At 58.6% G+C, this 20,195-nt stretch carries 20 protein-coding genes; 6 read left to right on the forward strand and 14 right to left on the reverse strand.

Annotated features, from left to right (window positions below; translation table 11 throughout):
• Positions 1-383 precede the first annotated feature (383 nt).
• The 3 genes from H8K04_14675 (at position 384) to H8K04_14685 (ending at position 4,013) form a co-directional block, all read left to right on the forward strand.
• Complete coding sequence (locus H8K04_14675) at positions 384-1,202, forward strand: OmpA family protein (GenBank protein ID UVT15056.1); 819 nt, start codon at positions 384-386, stop codon at positions 1,200-1,202.
• 91 nt (positions 1,203-1,293) lie between these two features.
• Positions 1,294-3,414, forward strand: a complete 2,121-nt coding sequence (locus tag H8K04_14680; protein ID UVT15057.1) for a marine proteobacterial sortase target protein — start codon at positions 1,294-1,296, stop codon at positions 3,412-3,414.
• The gene (locus H8K04_14685) at positions 3,411-4,013 is read left to right on the forward strand and encodes a class GN sortase (protein ID UVT18000.1); all 603 of its coding nucleotides are present in this window, start codon (positions 3,411-3,413) and stop codon (positions 4,011-4,013) included. Before H8K04_14680 ends, H8K04_14685 begins: the two co-directional genes overlap by 4 nt.
• Here H8K04_14685 and H8K04_14690 read toward each other — a convergent pair.
• Positions 4,010-4,501: a thermonuclease family protein gene (locus H8K04_14690; protein UVT15058.1), complete on the reverse strand. Its 492-nt coding sequence runs from the start codon at positions 4,499-4,501 to the stop codon at positions 4,010-4,012. The two genes, H8K04_14685 and H8K04_14690, sit on opposite strands and share 4 nt — an antisense overlap.
• Before the next feature lie 374 nt (positions 4,502-4,875).
• Here H8K04_14690 and H8K04_14695 point away from each other — a divergent pair, with 374 nt between their 5' ends.
• On the forward strand, positions 4,876-5,193 hold the full coding sequence (locus H8K04_14695; protein ID UVT15059.1) for an RNA-binding protein: 318 nt from the start codon (positions 4,876-4,878) through the stop codon (positions 5,191-5,193).
• A gap of 117 nt (positions 5,194-5,310) precedes the next feature.
• On the opposite strand, the gene H8K04_14700 is transcribed toward H8K04_14695, so the two are convergent.
• Entirely contained in the window at positions 5,311-5,655 is a 345-nt protein-coding gene (locus H8K04_14700; GenBank protein ID UVT15060.1) for a hypothetical protein, read from the reverse strand.
• 53 nt (positions 5,656-5,708) lie between these two features.
• Positions 5,709-5,951: a hypothetical protein gene (locus H8K04_14705; GenBank protein ID UVT15061.1), complete on the reverse strand. Its 243-nt coding sequence runs from the start codon at positions 5,949-5,951 to the stop codon at positions 5,709-5,711.
• A gap of 512 nt (positions 5,952-6,463) precedes the next feature.
• Here H8K04_14705 and H8K04_14710 point away from each other — a divergent pair.
• Positions 6,464-7,417: a hypothetical protein gene (locus tag H8K04_14710; protein UVT15062.1), complete on the forward strand. Its 954-nt coding sequence runs from the start codon at positions 6,464-6,466 to the stop codon at positions 7,415-7,417.
• A 71-nt stretch (positions 7,418-7,488) separates the two neighbouring features.
• Positions 7,489-8,208 carry a response regulator transcription factor gene (locus tag H8K04_14715; GenBank protein ID UVT15063.1) on the forward strand — a complete coding sequence of 240 codons (720 nt, stop codon included), beginning with the start codon at positions 7,489-7,491 and terminating at the stop codon, positions 8,206-8,208.
• A gap of 448 nt (positions 8,209-8,656) precedes the next feature.
• On the opposite strand, the gene H8K04_14720 is transcribed toward H8K04_14715, so the two are convergent.
• The 11 genes from H8K04_14720 to H8K04_14770 all read right to left on the reverse strand — a co-directional run bounded on the left by H8K04_14720 (position 8,657) and on the right by H8K04_14770 (position 20,166).
• The gene (locus tag H8K04_14720; protein ID UVT15064.1) at positions 8,657-10,378 is read right to left on the reverse strand and encodes an acyl--CoA ligase; all 1,722 of its coding nucleotides are present in this window, start codon (positions 10,376-10,378) and stop codon (positions 8,657-8,659) included.
• Positions 10,353-11,531, reverse strand: coding sequence for a citrate synthase (locus H8K04_14725; protein UVT15065.1), 1,179 nt, complete (start codon positions 11,529-11,531; stop codon positions 10,353-10,355). The genes H8K04_14720 and H8K04_14725 overlap by 26 nt, the downstream gene beginning before the upstream one ends.
• A gap of 13 nt (positions 11,532-11,544) precedes the next feature.
• Positions 11,545-12,429, reverse strand: a complete 885-nt coding sequence (prpB, locus tag H8K04_14730; protein UVT15066.1) for a methylisocitrate lyase — start codon at positions 12,427-12,429, stop codon at positions 11,545-11,547.
• Between the two features lie 19 nt (positions 12,430-12,448).
• Positions 12,449-13,852, reverse strand: a complete 1,404-nt coding sequence (locus tag H8K04_14735) for an MmgE/PrpD family protein (protein ID UVT15067.1) — start codon at positions 13,850-13,852, stop codon at positions 12,449-12,451.
• A gap of 107 nt (positions 13,853-13,959) precedes the next feature.
• Positions 13,960-14,733, reverse strand: a complete 774-nt coding sequence (locus H8K04_14740; protein ID UVT15068.1) for an enoyl-CoA hydratase/isomerase family protein — start codon at positions 14,731-14,733, stop codon at positions 13,960-13,962.
• A 36-nt stretch (positions 14,734-14,769) separates the two neighbouring features.
• Positions 14,770-15,501 carry a methylmalonyl Co-A mutase-associated GTPase MeaB gene (gene meaB, locus H8K04_14745; protein ID UVT18001.1) on the reverse strand — a complete coding sequence of 244 codons (732 nt, stop codon included), beginning with the start codon at positions 15,499-15,501 and terminating at the stop codon, positions 14,770-14,772.
• Positions 15,502-15,524: 23 nt separating this feature from the next.
• On the reverse strand, positions 15,525-16,469 hold the full coding sequence (locus tag H8K04_14750; GenBank protein UVT15069.1) for a hydroxymethylglutaryl-CoA lyase: 945 nt from the start codon (positions 16,467-16,469) through the stop codon (positions 15,525-15,527).
• Positions 16,447-17,301, reverse strand: coding sequence for an enoyl-CoA hydratase/isomerase family protein (locus H8K04_14755; GenBank protein ID UVT15070.1), 855 nt, complete (start codon positions 17,299-17,301; stop codon positions 16,447-16,449). Before H8K04_14755 ends, H8K04_14750 begins: the two co-directional genes overlap by 23 nt.
• A 7-nt stretch (positions 17,302-17,308) precedes the next feature.
• Entirely contained in the window at positions 17,309-18,913 is a 1,605-nt protein-coding gene (locus tag H8K04_14760; protein UVT15071.1) for a methylcrotonoyl-CoA carboxylase, read from the reverse strand.
• A gap of 6 nt (positions 18,914-18,919) precedes the next feature.
• Entirely contained in the window at positions 18,920-19,327 is a 408-nt protein-coding gene (locus H8K04_14765) for a cobalamin B12-binding domain-containing protein (GenBank protein UVT15072.1), read from the reverse strand.
• The gene (locus H8K04_14770) at positions 19,318-20,166 is read right to left on the reverse strand and encodes an MBL fold metallo-hydrolase (GenBank protein UVT15073.1); all 849 of its coding nucleotides are present in this window, start codon (positions 20,164-20,166) and stop codon (positions 19,318-19,320) included. Before H8K04_14770 ends, H8K04_14765 begins: the two co-directional genes overlap by 10 nt.
• Between the last annotated feature and the right edge of the window lie 29 nt (positions 20,167-20,195).

A 20,195-nucleotide genomic window follows, 5' to 3' on the forward strand; every position in this document is an offset into this window, starting at 1 on the left:
TCCTTTCTCACACAGCGCCACCCCGAGCTGCCAGCGCAGCTCTCTCCCGATTAGTACGCTGAGCCTCTGAGCGACGCGAGAACGCAGCGGGAGGCCAGTTTCAACATCCTGGCTGCGGGGCTGGCCCCGCATGGGATGCTGGATATCGCGTCCCCGCATGCTTCGACTGACTAGTCCATCTTCGTAACCCCTGAACTTTCCTCACAACTTTCTGAACTTTCCCGCGTTTTCGCATCGGCATTCCGGTTGCTCAAGCAATCCTCAGTCAGCGCACAGCAAGACAAGTGAAAGGAGGTGGTTCGGGGAAGGCCGGAGACGGGTTTCGGGTTGTGAATGATTGAATGTTGAGTTGCTCGCTTAATCAATAAAGGAGGATTGCCATCATGCCACAGGGTTCAGCACAGGTTTCGTCAGGAACTATCGCTCCCGCGGTGAAGGGACCGGAGAGAGACACGAAAGAGTTCACGATCCTGACCGCACTGATTCTTATCGTGAGTGGACTGCTCGCCGCTGCGTGGTACTACAGCCAGTCGAGTGACCAGGTGACGGTATCTCCCGCCACGGGAGCGATTGGGAATGCCAATGTGCCGGATCTTCTCAAACAAGCTGCGGTTTCGAATCAGGCGGGAATCTTGACCACACACTCTGCCCAGGGCGTGATCCCTGCGGCAGCGATATCGGACATTATCCATACCGATATCTACTTCGAAGTCGGCCGCAAGGGGCTGACCGATGAAGGGAAGGCGCAGTTGTCGTCTCAGGCAGACATGCTGAAGCGGAACGAGGACTATGGCGTGTTGATTCAGGGTTATACCGATCAACAGGGGTCGGCAAGCTACAACAAGCAGTTGGGCATGAAGCGAGCCGAAACGGTCAAGGCGGAACTGGTCAATGCCGGAATTGCCGAGCACCGGATCAAGGCAGTGAGCTTGGGCGAAGAAGGCGTGCTCTGCATCGATACCAGCGACACCTGCCGGCACATGAATCGGCGAGTGCACTTGGAAGTGCGGAAGGTCGGCCAGGAGCACATGGCACTACCAGCCGTGGCTGACACTCTCGCGGTTGAGACGACTCAAAGCGCAATCGAATCGAATCAGAACACCGACGATACCGGTTCATCGACCGACGGCTTGGTGCCTTCCACCAACGCCTCGGATGAGAACGGCGTCACACCGCTGGACGAAACCGCCGGCGGGAGCTGACCACGCGCAGGGATTGCCCCTGGGAAGCTCGTCCTTCCCGGGGGCGCCTCTGCGATTCACCTTCACCACCACCCCAACTCGCGAGGCTATCATGCTGCATCGCTCGTTCCTGGCACGGCCGCGCCGTGTCGTTCACCTGGCAACGTCCTTCGTACTGTGCGCCGCACTGCTCATTTTTTGTTTCGATACTCCCTCACCCGCCGAACCGGCTGAACCCGAATCGCTCAGCACCGGCATCGTGCCGACGATGGGGCTTCATGACGTGAAGGAAGGCACGCTCCTGTTCAAGACCAATCAGCAGGGCCGCTACCGGCCGGCTCCGCTTCTGAAAACAGACGTACAGATCGCCGTGACCGGCATGATCGCCCGCGCGACCGTGCGGCAAGAGTTCACGAACCCCAACAAGAAGAAAGGCGACTGGCTCGAAGGCATCTATGTGTTCCCGCTCCCGGAAACCGCCGCGGTCGACCATCTCCGCATGAAGATCGGTGAGCGCATCGTCGAGGGCCAGATCAAGGAACGGGCCGAGGCGAAGAAAACCTATGAGCAGGCGAAGTACGAAGGCAAGCGGACAAGCCTGGTCGAGCAGGAGCGGCCCAACGTCTTCACGACCTCGGTCGCCAACATCGCACCAGGCGAGCGCATCATCGTCGAGATCGAGTATCAGGAAACCGTCCGGTACGACAACGGACAGTTTCAACTCCGCTTTCCCATGGCCGTCGGCCAACGGTATATCCCCGGCACACCGGTGATCATCGAAGGCCAAGAACCGGAAGGCACGGGCATGGCTCTCGACACCGATCGCGTCCCGGATAGCTCGCGCATCACGCCTCCGGTTCACTCACCTGGTCAAGGGTCCATCAACCCTTTGAGCCTCGCCCTCGTTCTCAACCCGGGATTCCCGGTCGCCAAGGTGGAATCGCCCTACCACCCGATCATCGTGATCCCGGATCCTGACGGTGGATTTCAGATCAGCTTGAAGGAGGAAGCGGTGCCGGCAGATAAGGATTTCCAGCTTATTTGGCATCCCGCCCCTCACGCAGCTCCCTTGGCGACGATCTTCACCGAACAGAAGCATGGAGAAACCTACGCCATGCTCATGATTGCCCCGCCGACTCAGCCGGACGAGAAGGCCGTACGCGTGCCGCGTGACCTCATCTTCGTGATCGACACGTCCGGGTCGATGGCAGGCCCGTCCATCCAACAGGCCAAAGCTTCGGTGACGGCGGCACTGACAGGGCTCACCACGCAGGACCGCTTCAATGTGATCCAATTCAACAATACAGTCCGCTCCCTGTTCCCTACGCTCGAACCCGTGACGGCAGCCAGTATAAGAAAGGCTGTCCGATACACCGAGCAGATGTCGGCGGATGGAGGGACCGAAATTCTTCCCGCGCTGAGGCAGGCCTTGAAGAATCCGCAAGATTCGTCTCGAATTCAACAGATCGTGTTGCTGACCGACGGACAGGTCGGCAATGAAGAAGAGCTGTTCGAGATGCTGCACTACAAGCTCGGCACCAGGCGACTGTTTACGATCGGCATCGGTTCGACGCCGAACAGCTACCTCATGCGCAAGACAGCGGAGGTCGGCCGGGGAACATTTACCCATATCGGCAATATCGAAGAGGTCAAGGACCGGCTCGATGCGCTGTTCAACAAGTTGGAGCGGCCTGTTCTCCATGACATTACCTTCGATCCCACCGGCTGGCCGGGCATGGAACAGTACCCCTCACAGATCGCCGATCTGTATGCGGGTGAACCGATCGTGCTCGCGATGAAGACGCGTTCACTCCCACCACACGCGACGCTGAAGGGACTCGCTGGCCATCGCCCCTGGACCCTGCCGGTCTCATTCAAACAGGCGGCTTCACAGGGAGGTCTTTCCGTCTTTTGGGCCAGACAGAAGATCTCCGCGCTGATGGATGAGACATACAAAGGCGGAGTCGAGGAGGCAATCAAGAGCGCCGTGATCGATGTCGCAGTGGCTCATCACCTGGTCAGCAAATACACGAGCCTGGTTGCCGTAGATGTCACGCCCGCCAGGCCGACGGATCACTCAAGTACTGAACAGGCTCCGGCCGCTGTTCAAGATCAAGCTTCAATCGCCGCACTGCCGAAGACCGCCACAATCGGGCAGTTGCAGATCCTGTTCGGGCTGGCGTCGCTGACGATCGCAGGATTGGCATGGCGCCATCGAAAATGGACGGTATGAATCGGAGCCGAATCATTCGACCGGCTCACGGCGCGCTGGTCGCATGCGTCCTCGCGATCGGGCTCTGGCAAGTCGGAGAAGGATCGTCGATCTATGTGAAGGCCGAGCTCGCGCAGTATCTCCTGCAGCGAGCTTGGTCTCGCACCCTGGCCGGTGAAACGGAGGTGAAACCTTGGCCCTGGGCCGACACTTGGCCCATTGCCAGATTAGTCATCCCGCGGTTGGGAGTTGATCAGATTGTGTTGGAAGGCGCCTACGGGCGGACTCTGGCATTCGGGCCAGGCCATGTGGAATCCAGTGCGTTGCCCGGCTCCTCCGGCACCACGATTCTCACGGCCCACCGCGACACGCACTTCAAGTTCTTGAAACGCCTGCGGCCGCACGATGAGATCATGATCGAAACCATAAAGGGAAAGCGGCGGCGCTACAGGGTCTTGGAAAGTCGCATTGTGGATTCACGATCCGGAACCATTGCACTCGATCACCCACAGACCAGACTCGTCCTCGTCACCTGCTATCCATTCGATTCGATGATAGTTGGTGGGCCGTTGAGATACGTAGTGACTGCGGAGCGTGCGGCAATAGGAACGGGAGGCTAGTTCCGACCGGTCGTCTTCGCCGACTTCCATTTCCATGGCGGGACAGGATTCGGCTCGGACCATAGGCCCTTAGCGGAGGCTCTGGCCAACTCTTCCATGTCTTTCAGGGTCTGATCGCCGGATTTTCCTTGCTGTGCCCAGGCGAGTCCCTCTTTCACCAACTCATGGGCGACATGCCTGCCGTCTTCAAGCAGAATGTCTGCCGTGATCCGACCCTGCCGGTCACGCTTCAGATCCCGCACCACCACGTCACGGTTGGCGACATAGACGGTCGTCGCATGTTTGGCCTGTTTCCCGTACGGTTGTTTCATCTCAGGACAATCAATGTCTCGGAGGTAAATCGTTTCCTTCCGACCCTGATGATGGATCGTGAGACGATCTCCTTCGTGGACGATGAGGACTCGCGCAATGAAATCTGCCTGGGCAATCGCCGGGGAGGTCATGCTCAAGGCGAGCACCAGGTATGTGAAAAGGCGACGCTTCATCATGATGTCGTATGCTACCGTCAGCGGCACATTCAGCCAATCATTTCTCGATTATTAGACACGACGACGTTCACCGAGGATAGATAGGCGGGTCTTGCGAGGTGCGTCAGAGCCTGATGATGCTCTACCGAACGGGATCTATTCCAAACCCTCAGTGTAGCTATTCGCATACGCACCTGATAGGATGCTGGTGTCTCATTGCGGAGGGCCTCGCATGAAACAAGAATCTCAATGGCCTGTCACCGATGTTGTTCCTGCCGAGAATCTGATTGGAAGCCTGACCTGAGCCGTTCATCCAGTACGTCTTTGGCCCTCTCCTTCCCCTCCGAAGTTCCTCTCGCGTCATGGACGATGTCATTTTAGAAGGAGGAACCCCCATGGGTTCAAAACTGTATGTCGGCGGGTTGCCATACTCGGCAACGGAATCTCAACTCACCACCCTGTTTGCCGAGCACGGCACGGTCGAATCGGCCCGCGTGATTGCGGACAAATTCACAGGCCAATCTCGAGGTTTCGGCTTTGTCGAAATGTCGAGCGCCGAGGAAGCCAAGGCGGCGATCACGGCCTTAAACGGGTCACAGATGGATGGACGGTCGCTCACCGTCAATGAAGCGAAACCGATGGAACCACGTTTCGGTGGCAGTGGTGGCGGCGGCAACCGTTCCGGCGGTGGACAGAACCGCAACCGCTATTAACTGCGTCACGCGTACTACCTGACTGCGGGAGGGGCGCTTCGATTGAAGCGCCCCTTCAATCTACCGATCACACCCCGTGTCTTTACAACCCCGTTTACGAGAACATGGCTTCTTCGCTCATGCCCACGTGCGGTGGACTTCACTCACCTGTTCGCCACCCTCGATCTTGTTGACCACCCATTGCACATCGTCGGGGATGGTCACGATCTTGAGCGCCGCGGCATGCCCATCGGCTGCTTCCCCAAGTTCCGCGACCACGCGAACGAGTTTCTCATCATCCCGTGGAATGAGCTTCCCATATTGATTCAGGCTCGGTTCCCGAGGCCCCGCAGCCTGAGGCCAATACGCCCCAGTATCCGTTTCGTTCAACGCCTCTTGTTGCCCCAACTCACGCAACCGGACCAGTGCCTTATGGCTAATGCAGAATTGGTCATAGCTTCTGTTGATCACGATTTGCTTCATGTTCGCTCCCTTCATAGATAGCAGCCGTTCCTCGACACCGCATGACGACCGGTCTATACCGCCGGCGCCTCTTCCGTATAACCGAGGTAGTTTCCGGTCCAATGGCAATAGCGCCGGTGGGCCCATGTCGTCACTTCATCCTTCTGAAGTTCGCCATACCGCTTCTGAAGGACGGTGTCGAACGTATCGAGGTTCCCCTTGATCTCAACGAGGTCCTCCTCGGTGATTCTCACCCACTTTGCCTTAAGCGGCGCCTTGAGTTGCCCCCAGAACTGTCCGAACTGTTCCTTATTCATGTGAACTCCTTGGTGAGATGTGAGGCCTCCACTCCTCCCGGCACCAAGATGCGTCCAGCAACTTAGTAGAGAGGCACTCGTGGAGACTCAGGCGTAGAAGCAGCGAAGACCGGAGAATCAGACGCGCAAGAACGGGATGGGGAGGGACGGCGCGAGCGATGGGAGAGTCAGCGTAGCTCAGTACGTCATCCTACCAGCCTACAAGCATGACTCATCCTCTGTCAACGGAGATGAAGGTCGGAAGCATACGCCCTTGACCGCTCTACCCCTGAGGCGTAGAGTGAAACGTCGATACCGCCTCGGTTTCGAGGAGGTGGTGGCCATGTTCGTCGTTGGAGCAAAGTACCAACAGGCTGAGCATGGCAAGTGCGGCCCCTGCCCTAGTTCGTCTCTAACCAATCATCTCACTGAGTTATCTTCTGTCGCGCCGGCAGACTTGCCGACCCGACGGCTATCTCGTTTGTCGCGCGCCGCCACACGGGCGATGGACTCGATGTGGCAAGGAGGCATCTATGTCCTACCGCTATAACACCATCGACATCATCGTGGGTGTCGGAATGTGCGCCATCGTCTTTGGAGCGCTCTTCTTGTTCCTTGCCGCCAACGGAACCTATCAGGCAGTCGCGCCGCAGGCCTTTGCCCTGGAACAAACATCGGGTATCGAGAACGGCATGCGCGCCCTCGAACCGGCACTCGGTCAAGCCATCCTCGATCAAGTGCTCTTCGAGCGCCGCTCCAATCACGCCATGGCTCAATCGGTCTCCGAATGGAATCGCGCGACCATGGCGCATCATGAGTTGTACTCGGGCTCACGCGGCTTGCTCGGGACTGTCCTCAATGAAGCGGCAACCGTTCCGGCTGATCACCTGGCTCGCGTGCAGGGCGTCATGGGACGAGCGATCGTCAACTCCACGACGCGCGGCGTTCGGAGCGGCCTCTTGACGGCTGATCACTATGGTTCGATGTACAACATGAAGATGATCGGCGTGATCGAAGCCAGGGGACAACAGCTTCATCATGCGTTCGCTTCCACCTGGCAAGCCACGCTTGGACGCCGTATCGTCGAGGCCGCTCAGCACGATTGGATACAGGCCGGTGCGATCCAGGAACGGCTCGGGTGGGCTCTGGTCCGGGTGGTTGAGGCGCAACGGAGCATGGAACAAGGACAAGCCACACAACAAGAGCAGCTGGCGGGGTTAATATTTGCCGCGGTGCGCAGTGAAACACCGACGGCCCGCATCACCGCGCCGGCTCTTATCGGCTCATCAGCGAAGGGCGAGCTTGTCGCCGTGAGCGAACCGATGGCATGGCCTGAAATCCCAATGGGCTATTTGGTTGTTGCCGGCTTCATGCTGTCGGCGGTTTTCCTTGGAGCGCTCTCACTGGCCGCGCAGGGCAGAGAAGCAAGAGCTCTCGCTCAGATCAGACGCGATGCAGATCGCTGGGTGTATCGCATGGCTGCATGATCGACGAGCCCGGGGCATCACGTCGCTCGGCACAGCATTATGCGTGCAAGCCTTCGGGTGAGGTCATTCGCATGAAAGGAGGGATTCATACGTCCGCCCAACGCCGGGGAAGCGCCGGATACCGCCGCAAGCATGGAGCGCAGCCCACCTCCATCCGGCTGCTCATTGTCGAGGCTCAACGGCTGTTCAGGCAAAGTCTGCGGCTGCTGTTGGAGCGGGAACGGGATGTCGCTTCCGTCGTAGAGGCGCCGGATGGGCGCGAGGCCTATCGATTGGCGGTGGAGCACAAGCCCGATATCGTGCTCCTTGACGTCGACATGCCGGATCTCGATGTGGAATCGATCGCAAAACTCATCCAGCAGCACCTCCCCGACACGCGGGTGCTGCTGTTGGCTCGGTACGATGAAGACACACGGATTGTCACCGCCATGCAGGCAGGCGCGTTCGGCTACGTTCTCAAGGACACCGATCAGACGGACTTTCTGCGCATCATCAGAGCCACCGTTCGAGGAGAACATATCCTGTCGCCGGTCATGCCCGACAGCTTCGCTCGCACCGTTCCCGGTGCGGTGGGGCAGGCACGGGAGCACCACACCCCCGTACTCATGAACTTAACCGACCGGGAACAAGAAATATTGGGTTGCGCAGCATCGGGTCGGAGCAACAAGGAAATTGCCGATCAGTTGTGTGTCTCCGTCGATACCGTGAAGACACACCTGCATCATATCTATCAGAAACTTTCCGTGAACGGACGCGTCGAGGCAATCCTCACCTACCTCCAGGCTCAGTAGGCGCTCCTATTCATCACCCGATCGGTGTAGGCCGCATTTCCATCTTCTGGGCGATGGCAAAGGAGCAGTCCGCTATCTTACTATTCATCAAGAGAAGAGATCGTCAGACACCCTGAGCCACGTAACTTGACGTTCCAAGCAAGGAGGTAAACGACTATGAGTGATGTACACTTAAAGGAAATCAAGGACGACATAACACACGAGCCAGGATGGGTGTATTTGTATGGATTGATTTTTCTCGGAATCGTTGTCTTCGCGTTGATGATGGGAGGGTTCGTGGGCTGATCCGTAGCTGTGGCCGGAAGGGCAGGTAACCATTGCGACCCTTCACGGAGGTGAGGGCTGCCCAACCTGTTTGGATACGGCAGGGTAGCCCTTTGCTTCCTCTAGGGCATCACTGATGGGGATGTATTCGTCTCTTTATGCTGATTCGGTAAGATGCTCCTCTCTAGAACTGTAATTCCTTGAATTGATGGTAGCGGTAGGCCGCCAATACGGAAACGAGGGAGGCTTTGAGCTCCAGACGTTTGGGTTTGCCGGTCGAGGTATAGGGTACGTCTTGTCCAAAGAGAATGACTTTTGGACATTTTGAGAACGGCAGCCGTCGCCGGCAGTGTGCAAGTAACTCGGCTTTGGTGGGCGGACTGGCTTCGTCCCTCGGCACCACATACGCGGCGATCTCCTCACCATAGTAACGATGCTCGAACGGAACAGCCATCGCAAATCGCACGAGCGGATGACTCTTCAGCACGTCGTCGATCTCCAACGGCGCAATATTGACACCGCCTCGAATGATGAGTTCCTTCAGCCGACCGGAAATGAAGAAAAACGGCCGGCCTGATGGATCTCTGACATAAAATCCCTCATCCCCGGAACGGAACCAGCCCCATTGAAATGCGGCATCGTTCGCATCGTCCCGCTTGAAATAACCGGCACAGACGGTCCCCCCACGAATGCAAATCTCTCCCCTCGTGGTTTCCGGCCGCGGGTGCCCTTCGGCATCCAGAATCGCCATCATAGTGTGCCGGAGCGGAACTCCGATCGAGGGGAACTCGTAATCGCTGAGCCAATGACGATGCTCTTCACGCGACAGTTCATTGGGCAGAAAGCAAGAGTAGCAGGTCGTCTCGGACAAGCCATAGCCGTGGCGAATCGGAAACCCGAATCGGTCTTCGAATCGTGTTGCGGTGTCTTTGAGCAAGGGGCCGGCGCCACAAATGAATCCGCCGAATTCGTCCAGCCGGTATGCGGCGATGTCTTCGTTTGCATCCAGGAGGAACTCCAACAGGGTCGGAACGACACTGACGCAGGTGACCCGCTCTTCGTGTAATCTCCGCCAGAACGCGGCGCTCTTGAACTTGCGATTCAGGATGATGCTGCCTCTGCAATAGAACGGTGTGATCACCGTGACGACGATCCCATTCACGTGGTGAATCGGAAGCACACACATGAGGCGGGAGTCCGCTCCGAACCGATGCCACCCGGCAATGGCGTCGGCATCGACGAGCAAATTCCTTACGGTGAGAACCACGCCTTTGGGAGGACCGGTGGTTCCGGATGTATAGACGATGAGCGCTTCATCCTCCAGACCGGGAGCGTGAGATGCGGCACCAATACATGGGGCTGCTCCAACCTTGGCCGTCTCCCTATGTTTCGGCCCTTGCACGACACCTTCATCATTCAGCACGATCACATGGCGCAAGGCGGGCAGTTCCGGTTGAAGATCTTTCACTTCACCAAGATACGTGTGCCAACAACAGACGGCCGCCGCTTCGGAATGTTCCAGGATGTAGCGTTTCTTCTCCGTGGATTCCTCGACATTGATCGGCACGATGGTGAGGCCCAAGGTCCAGGCTGCAAAGTACAACACCACGGTGACGTCGTGGTTAAAAAGGAGTGTCGCCAGTCGATCCCCACGCCGTACTCCCGCATGATCATGAAGAAAGGCGGCGAACAGTTCGACCACCGTGCCGAATTCCGCATAGGTGTAGGTGTAGCGCACCGCTCTATCGTCATCGCAATAGGTCATGAAGGTCCTGCTGATCCCGGCGCGATCATGGACACGGGCTTTGAAGAACTCGGCGAACGAGTTCCAGGGGAACTGGAGGCATGGCTCTTCGACTGTTCGCGCCCGCGCGATGTGATCAGGCACGGTGATCAAGGGGGACATATTCCCTCCGCGACGGTCCCGTATAGAGCGCGCGGGGCCTCATCAACCGATTCTGGTCCTGCTGTTCGATGACATGGGCGCACCATCCTGTAATGCGCGAACAGACGAACAGCGGCGTATACAGCGAGAGCGGAATCTCCATCAGGAGATAGGCCACCGCCGTATAGAAATCGAGATTGGGGTAGAGGCCTTTTTCTTGTTCCATCACATGCTCGATCGTCGTCGCAATGTCATACCACCGGCGGTTGCCGCAGACCCGGCTCAACGATTCGGCATGCTGTTGGATGATGGCCGAGCGGCTGTCACCTTTCTTGAGCACACGATGGCCGAAACCCATGATGCGCCGCTTCTTTGCCAGCGCCTCCCGAACCCAGGCTTCCGCGCGGTGACCATGGCCGATATCCACGAACATTCCGGCCACCGCTTCATTGGCTCCTCCGTGGAGCGATCCCTTGAGCGTCCCGATCGCCGACGTGACGGCGGAGTACAAATCCGTCATCGTCGATGCCGTGACACGGGCGGCGAAGGTGGAGGCATTGAATTCATGTTCGGCATACAGCGTGAGCGAGACGTCCAGGACACGGGCCATGGCTTTCGCCCGATCATTTCCTCTTCGGTCGGTCAGCAGGTACAAGAGATTCTCAGCAAAGGTCAGATCATAGTGCGGCCTGCGGCGCGGTTTGCCGGTGACGAGTCGATAGGATGTCGCCACGATCAGCGGGATTTGTGCCAGCAGCCGGATCGATCTGCGAACGTTGGCTTCATGCGAGTGGTCGGTCGTGTCCGAATCCACCACACCCAACAGCGAAACACCCGATCGGACGACGTCCATCGCATGCGAGCCGGAAGGAACCGCGCCGAGGAATACTTGGAGGAGGTGAGGGAGCATGGCTTGATCGATGAGCCGTGCCGAGAAGTCATTGAACTCTTGCCGATTCGGCAGACGACCGAACAGCAGGAGATACGCCACCTCCTCAAAAACACTGTGCTGCGCCAAATCACGGATCGCATAGCCTCGATAGAGAAGACCGGACTCCCCTTCATCGACGAGGCAGAGAGCCGATTCTCCGGCAATCACTCCTTCGAGACCGGGGCTATACGTTGAGCCCTCCTTCATCTCAGTCGCGGGAGACTCGTGGATGACCGTGTTCATAGATCCTCCCTTCTCAGCGTTCGTGAGAATCCGTGTACCGGAGCAGACTGTACAGTTCTCGTCGCGTCATCATGTGATGGAGCCAGTCTTTCTGCGATCCGAACAGCTTGAGTTCGCCCAGCAATCTCTCGATGGCTTGCAAGGCCGTCCGTAAGCCCGTCACGGGAAAGAGCACCCCGTGATACCCGAAACTCTCGAATTCTGCGACGCTCAAAAGAGGTGTTTTCCCAAACTCCGTCATATTGGCGATCAATGGAACCGTAATCCCTCGTTTCGCCATTTCGCGGGCAAATGTCCGGAATTCTTCGGCCGATTCGAGGGCCTCGGGAAACAGCGCATCCGCGCCGGCCTCCGCATAGGTCATCGCCCGTTGAACGGCGGCGTCCAACCCCTCCACTTCACGGGCGTCGGTGCGCGCCACGATCACGAAATTTCGATCCTTTTTTGCCTGAACGGCCGCCTCGATTTTGTCCGCCATTTCCCCTATCGGCACCAGCCGCTTGCCCGAAAGATGGCCGCACTTCTTGGCCGCGTCCTGATCTTCGATCTGCATGCCGGCAAGCTCGGCGTCTTCGAACACCTTCAACGCTTCGGCAACCTGGGCCGGACCGCCATACCCCGTGTCCGCATCGACGAGGGTCGGAATCGAAACCGCACGGGCGATCCTTCCTGCTTCCGCCGCCATGTCACTGAGCGACAGCAGGCCGATATCGGGTATCCCACGGCAAGCAGATATCGCCGCCCCCGAGACATAGGCAATCTCGAATCCCGCTCGCTCGATCTGCATTGCTGCCAGCGCGTTGAATGCTCCAGGAATCGCGAGCGTGCGCGCATGCAGTAATTCACGCAGACGCGAAGCCTTCGTGTGCGTTGCCGTATCCTTATCTCGACTTGTCATCTACGCAGCGCCCCTCACCTCAGATCCTCAAAAGCGGCATAAGCGCGCCGATGTCTCGAACCCGATCAAGCTGCCACACGAATTCAATCAGCCGATCGATACGCGGACCACTCAGTCGGCCGGCAGCCAGCCGGCGCAATTTCACTTCCAGGTCTCGATCCGACATCGGATTGCCGGGATGTCCAACCGGCAGCTCGACCTGTCTCATGTAGGTTTTCCCAGCGTCGGTTCTGACTGTGATTCTGGTCGGCATACTCTCGGGATAGCACTCCACGAACTCGGGTTGCCGGACGACACGGGTTTTTTTCATCAAGTCGTGCAGGGCTGAATCCCGTAATCGCTTCGCGCCGAACGACCGTAGCGTCACGCGGCCGTCGCGTAATGCCGTCGCGACGCAGTAAGGAAAACTGTGATCGGCCGTTTCCCTCGTGGTCGGCTGCCATTTCTCGGGATCGCGGCCGATGATTTCGATGGCCACCTCATAACTCCCGATTTCGATATCCGCTATATGTTCGATCGCATGAACTCCTTCTCCTTCGATCAAATCGGCATGAAGTGCCGAGGCAGCCTCCACCGCAGTCTGGGCGTGATACTCGACCGGGTATCGCTTGATATACGTGTCCAGAATCTTGAATCGAGAAGGCCGATCGTCCCCCAAGGCGAGGGTCGATCCTGCTTCCGCCGCGAACGCTGTCAGCTCGAATGGTCCCGACACCAATTTCATGAAGCCCTTTTCTCCTTCAAAGATCGGCGACGGCCCGGTCATTCCCTGCTGCGCCAGCCCGGCGGCAAACACGCCGTTGCGAGCGGCGTTCGAGAACGCGCACGCCTTCCACATGGAGAGATCCCCGACCCTCGTCTGCCGTAGCGCTACATTCGCGGCACCCGCCAGGTTGACGGCCTGGACGGTCTGCGCGGATGAAAGCTTCATGAGCTTCGCGGCGCCGATCGCGGAGGAAAATGGGCCGTACGTCACGTGGTCCCAACCGCGGGGGCGAAGCGCCGCCGCGTCACAGAGGCGGCACTGAATCTCATAAGTGAGCGCGATGGCTTCAATCACCTGCTTGCCGGAGGCATGAACGGCTTCGCCGACCGCGACAATGGCCGGAATATTGTCGGACGGGTGCGCCGGCTCTTTCGAAAGATATGTGTCATTGAAATCGAGATACCGGACGAGCCCGCCATTGGCAAAGGTGGCGAGGTCGGGAAGAGTCTTGTGATGCGTGCCCCACAGCGTGGCACCCTGCGGCACCTTGACGATCCGAGCTATTCGGCGGGCGATACGGCAGGGCGACGCATTCCAGGCCCCGAGCGCACAGCCTAGACTGTCGAGCACGCGCCGTTTGGCTTCGTGCACGACGGCATGCGGTAGATCGCCGTAGCGCAGCGACCGGCCATACCGAGCGAGGCGATCGGCAAGCATTCTGTACCTCGCAACCCGAACGTCAATCGTCCAACCTCATCCGCTGTTCGTGGAGACGGCTGCGGTCATGATACGACCCTGTTGTTTGTGTGTTCGATCGACATACTTCATGCGCTCGCAACCTTCGACGGTCGTTTGTCGAGAAACGCCCGAATGGCTTCCTGCTTGTCGGAAGTCACACACAATCGGCCGAATAGTTCCGCTTCTCTCGCCAGTCCCTCCGACAAGGGAATATCCATTCCTCCTCTGATCGCATGCAGCGCGGATTCGACCGCAGTTTTCCCGCACGTCGCAATGGAAGCGGCAATCGCTTCTACATGCGTGATCAACTCCTGTGACGGGACCACTCGATTCAGCAGACCGATTCGTTGCGCTTCCTCAGCGGATAGGCTTTCTCCCGTCAGGATCATCTCGGCGGCCTTGGAGGGGCCGACAATTCGCGGCAACCGTTGCGTGCCGCCGAAACCAGGAATGAGACCAAGTTTGATTTCGGGCAATCCCAACATTGCCCCTGCCACCGCGACCCGGATATGGCAGGCCAAGGCCAGCTCGAGACCTCCACCGACACACGTTCCGTTGATCGCGGCGAGCACCGGCTTGTCCGATCGCTCGATCCGGCTCAACAGCGACTGTCCACGAACGGCGAATTCCGACCCGCCATGCACGGTATTGAGGTGAGCCAGTTCGTTGATATCGGCCCCGGCGCAGAAGAACCGTCCCGTGCCCGTCACAATCACCGCGCGGACGTACTCGTCTTCCTCCAATTCGTTCAGGACATGTTCGAGCTCCTTGATCACGGAAAGATTGAGCACGTTGGCCGGCGGATTATGGAAGGTAATTCGTGCGATATGGTGAGAGATCGTCAATAATTGATGCGGCATAAGTCCTCCATACCAAGCGTCGCCCGAGCCGGCGGCTCATCGGGCACGGAGCCTGTGTTCATCGATGATCGCGGCGGCAAGTTCCGGAATCCCCTCGCCTGTCGTCGCGACGGTTCGCAATACCTTAGGACACCATTCCCGCAAGTCCCGCAATGTGGTGTCCGCGCCCGGGAGGTCGCCTTTGTTGACCACGACGATATGTGCGACTTCCAACAACCCGGCCTTCATCGCTTGAACCTCGTCCCCCAACCCCGGTGCGACGACTGCCACCACCGTCTGCGCCAGATCGACAATGTCGACTTCGTTCTGGCCGACTCCGATGGTCTCGATCAAGATCACCGCATATCCCGCCTCTTCCAGCACCTTTGTTGCATCGCGGGTCGCTCTGGCAAGTCCTCCATAGTGCCCTCGGGTCGCCATACTGCGAATATAGACTCCCCGATCCAGCGCATGGCCCTGCATTCTGATACGGTCACCCAATAGCGCGCCGCCCGTGACGGGACTGCTGATATCGACCGCCAGCACGCCGACTTTCAGACCACTCCGCCGATACACGCTTACCAAGCGGTCCACAACGGTGCTTTTCCCCGCTCCGGGGTACCCCGTGACTCCGATCACTGTGGCGCTTCCCGGAGTGCCGTTTAGGAACGGCAGCGCCGTTCTGTCTTCCATGTGATTTTCCAGCAAGGTGATCAGGCGTGACACGGCACGAATATTCCCGGCTCTGACCTGCTCAACCAAGCTCGCCACGCCGTGGACACCGCGCATGGACAGGTGTGGACTCGACACACTCATGCCACACCTTCGTACGCCGTTTGTTCTATCTGCACACGCGACAAGCGGGACGAAAGCGGACGGCGTAGAATTCTGCCGAGCTCGCTCGCTGCCGCAATGACTTCCCGTTCATCCACGGAAACGGAAGCCCCCGATGCTTTCAGTGCGTAGACCACATCTTCGGTGGCGACATTTCCCAACGCACCCGGAGCGTAGGGACATCCGCCCAGCCCTCCGGCAGCCGTATCAAACGCCTCGATACTGTAGTCGGCCCACGCCGTCAGGACATTAGCCACGGCCATCCCGCAGGTGTCGTGAACATGAAGCGAGAGACGGCTTCGTTCGATGCGCGGCACTATTTGATCCAACAGTCGCCGAATGTCGCGGGGAGCGGCCTTCCCGACAGTCTCCCCCAGGGAGATCTCATCGATTCCCAGGTCGAGCAACTGTCGCGCCACGTCAAGAACCTGCGATGGCGGGACAGGCCCCTCGAAGGGGCAATGTGTCACGGTAGAAATGTACCCACGCACGGTGATGCGGTCCTGTTTCGCGCCGAATACCACCGGCTTGAACCGTTTGATCGACTCGTTGATCGTGCAGTTGATATTCCTTCGGGTGAAGGTATCGGAGGCTGCGGTAAAGACGGCAATCTTAGTGACCGCCGCCGCCCGTGCTCGCTCCAATCCCCGCTCGTTCGGCACCAGCGCTGAATATATAACGCCGGGTTTCCGGTTGATCTTACGGAACACTTCATCGGAATCCGCCAACTGCGGGATCATGTGAGCTGACACGAACGACCCCGCTTCGATCTCCGCCACACCGGTCCGAGACAGAGCATCCACGAACGACACCTTGTCCTCGGTCGAAACGATGTTTCTCTCATTCTGGAGTCCGTCCCGTGGACCGACCTCGATGATACGGATCGGCCGTAAAGCCGTGCTATGCTCTTCTTGCTTCGACATCGTTCGGTTGCCCTTTTGAGGAAGATTTCTTGCTCTGGTTTGCTGACAGCGCCGGCCAGACAGGACGGCGCTTTTCAAGAAAGGCCTGAAATCCTTCTCGTGCCTCGGCCGACAAACGGGCACGGACATTGGCTTTGACACCCGCGTGCCATCGCTCATTGTCCGAAGCCGTGCGGAATCGGCGGAATAGAGCCTTGGTATCCCGTACCGCTTGCGGCGCAAGGCTTACGACTGCATGTACCAACTCAGCGGTGCGAGATTCGAGTTTGTCCGTCGCGACGACGTCGTGAACGAGGTTATACTGTTTGGCGGCCGAGGCGGGAAATATTTCGCCGGTCAGGCAGAATCTTCTCACAAAGACCTCTCCTGTTTTGTGGAGCAAGAGAGGCGCAATCACCCCCGACACCATCCCCAAACGAACCTCGCTGAGTGCAAAGGTCGCTTCTTCAGCCGCAACGGCGATGTCGCAGGCTGCGACCAGCCCGATCCCGCCTCCGAACGCGGCCCCTTGAATTCGTCCGATCACCGGGCACGGACATTCGTCAATGGTGCGCAACATTTCCATGAGTTGTTCAGCATCCTTCCGCGCTTGAAAGGCCGACACCGCACCTCCCGCTCCCAACCAATCGATGTCCGCACCGGCGCAAAATGCAGAGCCGTTCCCGGCCAGCGTAATCGCCCGGACCGATGAGTCCTGACCCAATAAGGAAAAGGCCTCGCACAGTTCTTCCACCATGCAGGCGTCGAACGCGTTCCGCCGGTCGGGCCGATTCAAAGTCACACGCGCCCAGCCTTCGTGCGATTCGACCATGATCGAGGTAAACTGTTTCATCGGCGCCTCACATACGGAATACCGGGAAGTGTGACGGACGGACGGGCGTAATCATCGCGACATCAAGGCACAGACCCAGAACCCGGCGGGTCTCGAGGGGATCGATAATCCCGTCATCCCAGAGCCGAGCGGTGCTGAAATAGGCACTGCCTTCCCGTTCATACTGCGCCCGTATGGAATCCGTGATTTTTCGCCGCTCGTCTTCCGGCAAGGCGGCCTTGTCACGGGCTCGCTGCTGCTGTTTCACCGTCAAGAGTACCTGGGCCGCCTGTTGCGCGCCCATCACCGACGTCCGAGCGTTGGGCCACAAGAAGAGAAACCGCGGAGCATAGGCGCGTCCGCACATGGCGTAGTTCCCCGCGCCATGGGAGGCGCCGGTAATGATCGTGAATTTTGGGACATCGGCGGCCGCTACCGCCTGTACCATCTTGGCGCCGTCCTTGATGATCCCCCGCGACTCATAGTCCTTCCCGACCATGAAGCCGGTGATGTTTTGTAGAAATACGAGCGGCAGCCGCCGCTGGGCGCAGAGCTGCACGAAGTGCGCGCCTTTCAAGGCCGCTTCGGAGAGGAGCACGCCGTTGTTCGCGACGATGCCGACCTGATGCCCCATCCAGCGTGCAAAGCCACACGTCAGTGTCCGGCCATAGCGCGCCTTAAACTCGTGAAAGCGGCTGCCGTCGACCAAGCGTGCAATCACTTCACGAGAGTCGAAGGTCTGGCGGGGATTGTTCGGAATGAGCCCATAGAGTTCGCCGGCGGGATAACGCGGCTCCTCGATTGTGGCCGGCCGGCGAAGGATCTGCCGGCGAGGGAGGGTATCGACGATCGACCGGCAGATCTCGAGCGCCTCATGGTCATCGTCGGCCAGGTGATCGCTGACGCCCGAGAGTCTTGTATGGAGATCGGCGCCGCCGAGTTCTTCGGCGGTAACCTCTTCGCCGGTCGCCGCTTTGACCAGCGGCGGCCCCGCGAGATAAATGGTGCCGGTCCCTTTGACGATCACGTTTTCATCGCACATGGCCGGCACATAGGCGCCCCCGGCGGTGCACATTCCCATGACGACGGCGATCTGAGGAATACCGAGGGCGGACAAGCGCGCCTGATTGTAGAAGATCCGTCCGAAGTGTTCCTTGTCGGCGAAGACATCGGCTTGCATCGGCAGGAATACTCCGCCTGAATCCACCAAATAGATCGTCGGCAATCGATTTTCCAGGGCGATCTCCTGAGCCCTGAGATGTTTCTTGATCGTCATGGGAAAATAGGTGCCGCCTTTGACCGTCGCATCGTTGGCGGCGATGACACATGGCCGTTTCGACACATAGCCGATGCCGGTGATCAGACCGGCAGCCGGGGTATGATCGTCGTACATCCCCGATGCCGCCAAAGGACTGAGCTCCAACCAAGGACCGTCGGGATCGAGCAACGCGGCAATCCGCTCACGCGCAGTCAATTTGCCCCGTTGTTGATGCAGCGCGACCGCCTCCGGCGGCCCTCCGGCTTGTGCGAGGGCGAGATGTTTTTGGAGATCGGCTATCAGGCCCTCATAGTGGGCTCGATTCGCGGCGAACTCACTGCTTGTGGCGACTACAGACGATGTCAACGTACGCATAGGACCTCAGCGCGGTGTTTTGAGCCCTTTGACGAAATTCACGACTTCCTGAATGGGCGCCCCCGGCCTAAACAGGGCCTTCACCCCCGCCGCTGTGAGCGACGAAACGTCTTCATCGGGAATGATTCCGCCGCCGAACAAGGCGATATCCTCGGCATCCTGCTCCTTGAGCAGTTCGAGGACGCGTCGGAACAGCGTATTGTGCGCGCCTGAAAGGACGCTCAAACCGATCGCATCCACATCCTCCTGGATCGCCGTATTGACCACCTGTTCCGGCGACTGATGCAGCCCGGTGTAGATGACTTCCATCCCGGCGTCTCGCAGCGCGCGTGCGATGAGCTTCACACCCCGGTCATGGCCGTCTAAGCCGACTTTGCCGATGAGGACGCGAAGAGAAGTGCTCGCTACTGCCATGCCGCCACCTCCCGCAGAAAATACTTGCCTTCCTGATCCTTCCGAACATACCCGGCTTGAACCAGAGGATCATGCTCGAAGAGCAGCATCCATCGCTCTTCGAATGCCCGATCCAACACCCATCGCTTGGTCTCCAGGGTCTGGAGTGGAAAGAGATCGTAGCCCATGATGTAGGGAAGCGGCAGATGCGACACGGTCGGAATCAGGTCGCCGAGAAAGAACGCCGTTTCCCCTTCCGATTCGATCTTGACGCTCTGATGACAGCGCGTATGGCCGGAGGTGACGACCGCGGTGACACCCGGAACCACCTCCGTATCGCCGTGGAGAAATTCCCACTGATCGATCCGGTCGATCGGCGCAAAGTTGTCCGGACGGTAACTGGCCCTGGTTCGTTCATTGGCCCGGGCAGCGTCTTCAAACTCGCCCCGTTGAATCAGGTAGCGCGCCTTGGGAAAGGCTGATCGAATGCTTCCATCCGTCTCTCTCATTGTGTTTCCACCCGCATGGTCGAAATGCAGATGCGTATTGATGACCAGATGAATGTCATCCGCCCCCAGTCCTAACCGCTTCAACGATTGGAGGATGGTCGGAGTTCGCTCGACGGCGAACATACGGTGAAATTTCTGATCCTCCTTAGGCCCTAACCCGGTATCAACGAGAATGTTCTGACCGTTCGCCCTGATCAGCAACGCGGTGAGACTAAGGGTGATCCGATTCAATTCGTCGGCATCACAACATTTCTCCCACAAGGGTTTCGGCACGACGCCAAACATCGCCCCACCGTCCAGCCGAAACCGGCCGTCACTCACCGGGTAAATATCAAACGCCCCGAGCTTCATGAGAATCTCTCGGCCGCCGTGTTTTCGCC

Origin of the sequence: Nitrospira sp., from assembly GCA_024760525.1 — a bacterium.
GTDB lineage: Bacteria > Nitrospirota > Nitrospiria > Nitrospirales > Nitrospiraceae > Nitrospira_D.

Coding starts and splice junctions, on each gene's coding strand:
- H8K04_14675 (UVT15056.1), top strand. CDS start 384: ATGCCACAGGGTTCAGCACAGGTTTCGTCAGGAACTATCGCTCCCGCG.
- H8K04_14680 (UVT15057.1), top strand. CDS start 1,294: ATGCTGCATCGCTCGTTCCTGGCACGGCCGCGCCGTGTCGTTCACCTG.
- H8K04_14685 (UVT18000.1), top strand. CDS start 3,411: ATGAATCGGAGCCGAATCATTCGACCGGCTCACGGCGCGCTGGTCGCA.
- H8K04_14690 (UVT15058.1), bottom strand. CDS start 4,501: ATGATGAAGCGTCGCCTTTTCACATACCTGGTGCTCGCCTTGAGCATG.
- H8K04_14695 (UVT15059.1), top strand. CDS start 4,876: ATGGGTTCAAAACTGTATGTCGGCGGGTTGCCATACTCGGCAACGGAA.
- H8K04_14700 (UVT15060.1), bottom strand. CDS start 5,655: ATGAAGCAAATCGTGATCAACAGAAGCTATGACCAATTCTGCATTAGC.
- H8K04_14705 (UVT15061.1), bottom strand. CDS start 5,951: ATGAATAAGGAACAGTTCGGACAGTTCTGGGGGCAACTCAAGGCGCCG.
- H8K04_14710 (UVT15062.1), top strand. CDS start 6,464: ATGTCCTACCGCTATAACACCATCGACATCATCGTGGGTGTCGGAATG.
- H8K04_14715 (UVT15063.1), top strand. CDS start 7,489: ATGAAAGGAGGGATTCATACGTCCGCCCAACGCCGGGGAAGCGCCGGA.
- H8K04_14720 (UVT15064.1), bottom strand. CDS start 10,378: ATGTCCCCCTTGATCACCGTGCCTGATCACATCGCGCGGGCGCGAACA.
- H8K04_14725 (UVT15065.1), bottom strand. CDS start 11,531: ATGAACACGGTCATCCACGAGTCTCCCGCGACTGAGATGAAGGAGGGC.
- prpB (UVT15066.1), bottom strand. CDS start 12,429: ATGACAAGTCGAGATAAGGATACGGCAACGCACACGAAGGCTTCGCGT.
- H8K04_14735 (UVT15067.1), bottom strand. CDS start 13,852: ATGCTTGCCGATCGCCTCGCTCGGTATGGCCGGTCGCTGCGCTACGGC.
- H8K04_14740 (UVT15068.1), bottom strand. CDS start 14,733: ATGCCGCATCAATTATTGACGATCTCTCACCATATCGCACGAATTACC.
- meaB (UVT18001.1), bottom strand. CDS start 15,501: ATGCGCGGTGTCCACGGCGTGGCGAGCTTGGTTGAGCAGGTCAGAGCC.
- H8K04_14750 (UVT15069.1), bottom strand. CDS start 16,469: ATGTCGAAGCAAGAAGAGCATAGCACGGCTTTACGGCCGATCCGTATC.
- H8K04_14755 (UVT15070.1), bottom strand. CDS start 17,301: ATGAAACAGTTTACCTCGATCATGGTCGAATCGCACGAAGGCTGGGCG.
- H8K04_14760 (UVT15071.1), bottom strand. CDS start 18,913: ATGCGTACGTTGACATCGTCTGTAGTCGCCACAAGCAGTGAGTTCGCC.
- H8K04_14765 (UVT15072.1), bottom strand. CDS start 19,327: ATGGCAGTAGCGAGCACTTCTCTTCGCGTCCTCATCGGCAAAGTCGGC.
- H8K04_14770 (UVT15073.1), bottom strand. CDS start 20,166: ATGAAGCTCGGGGCGTTTGATATTTACCCGGTGAGTGACGGCCGGTTT.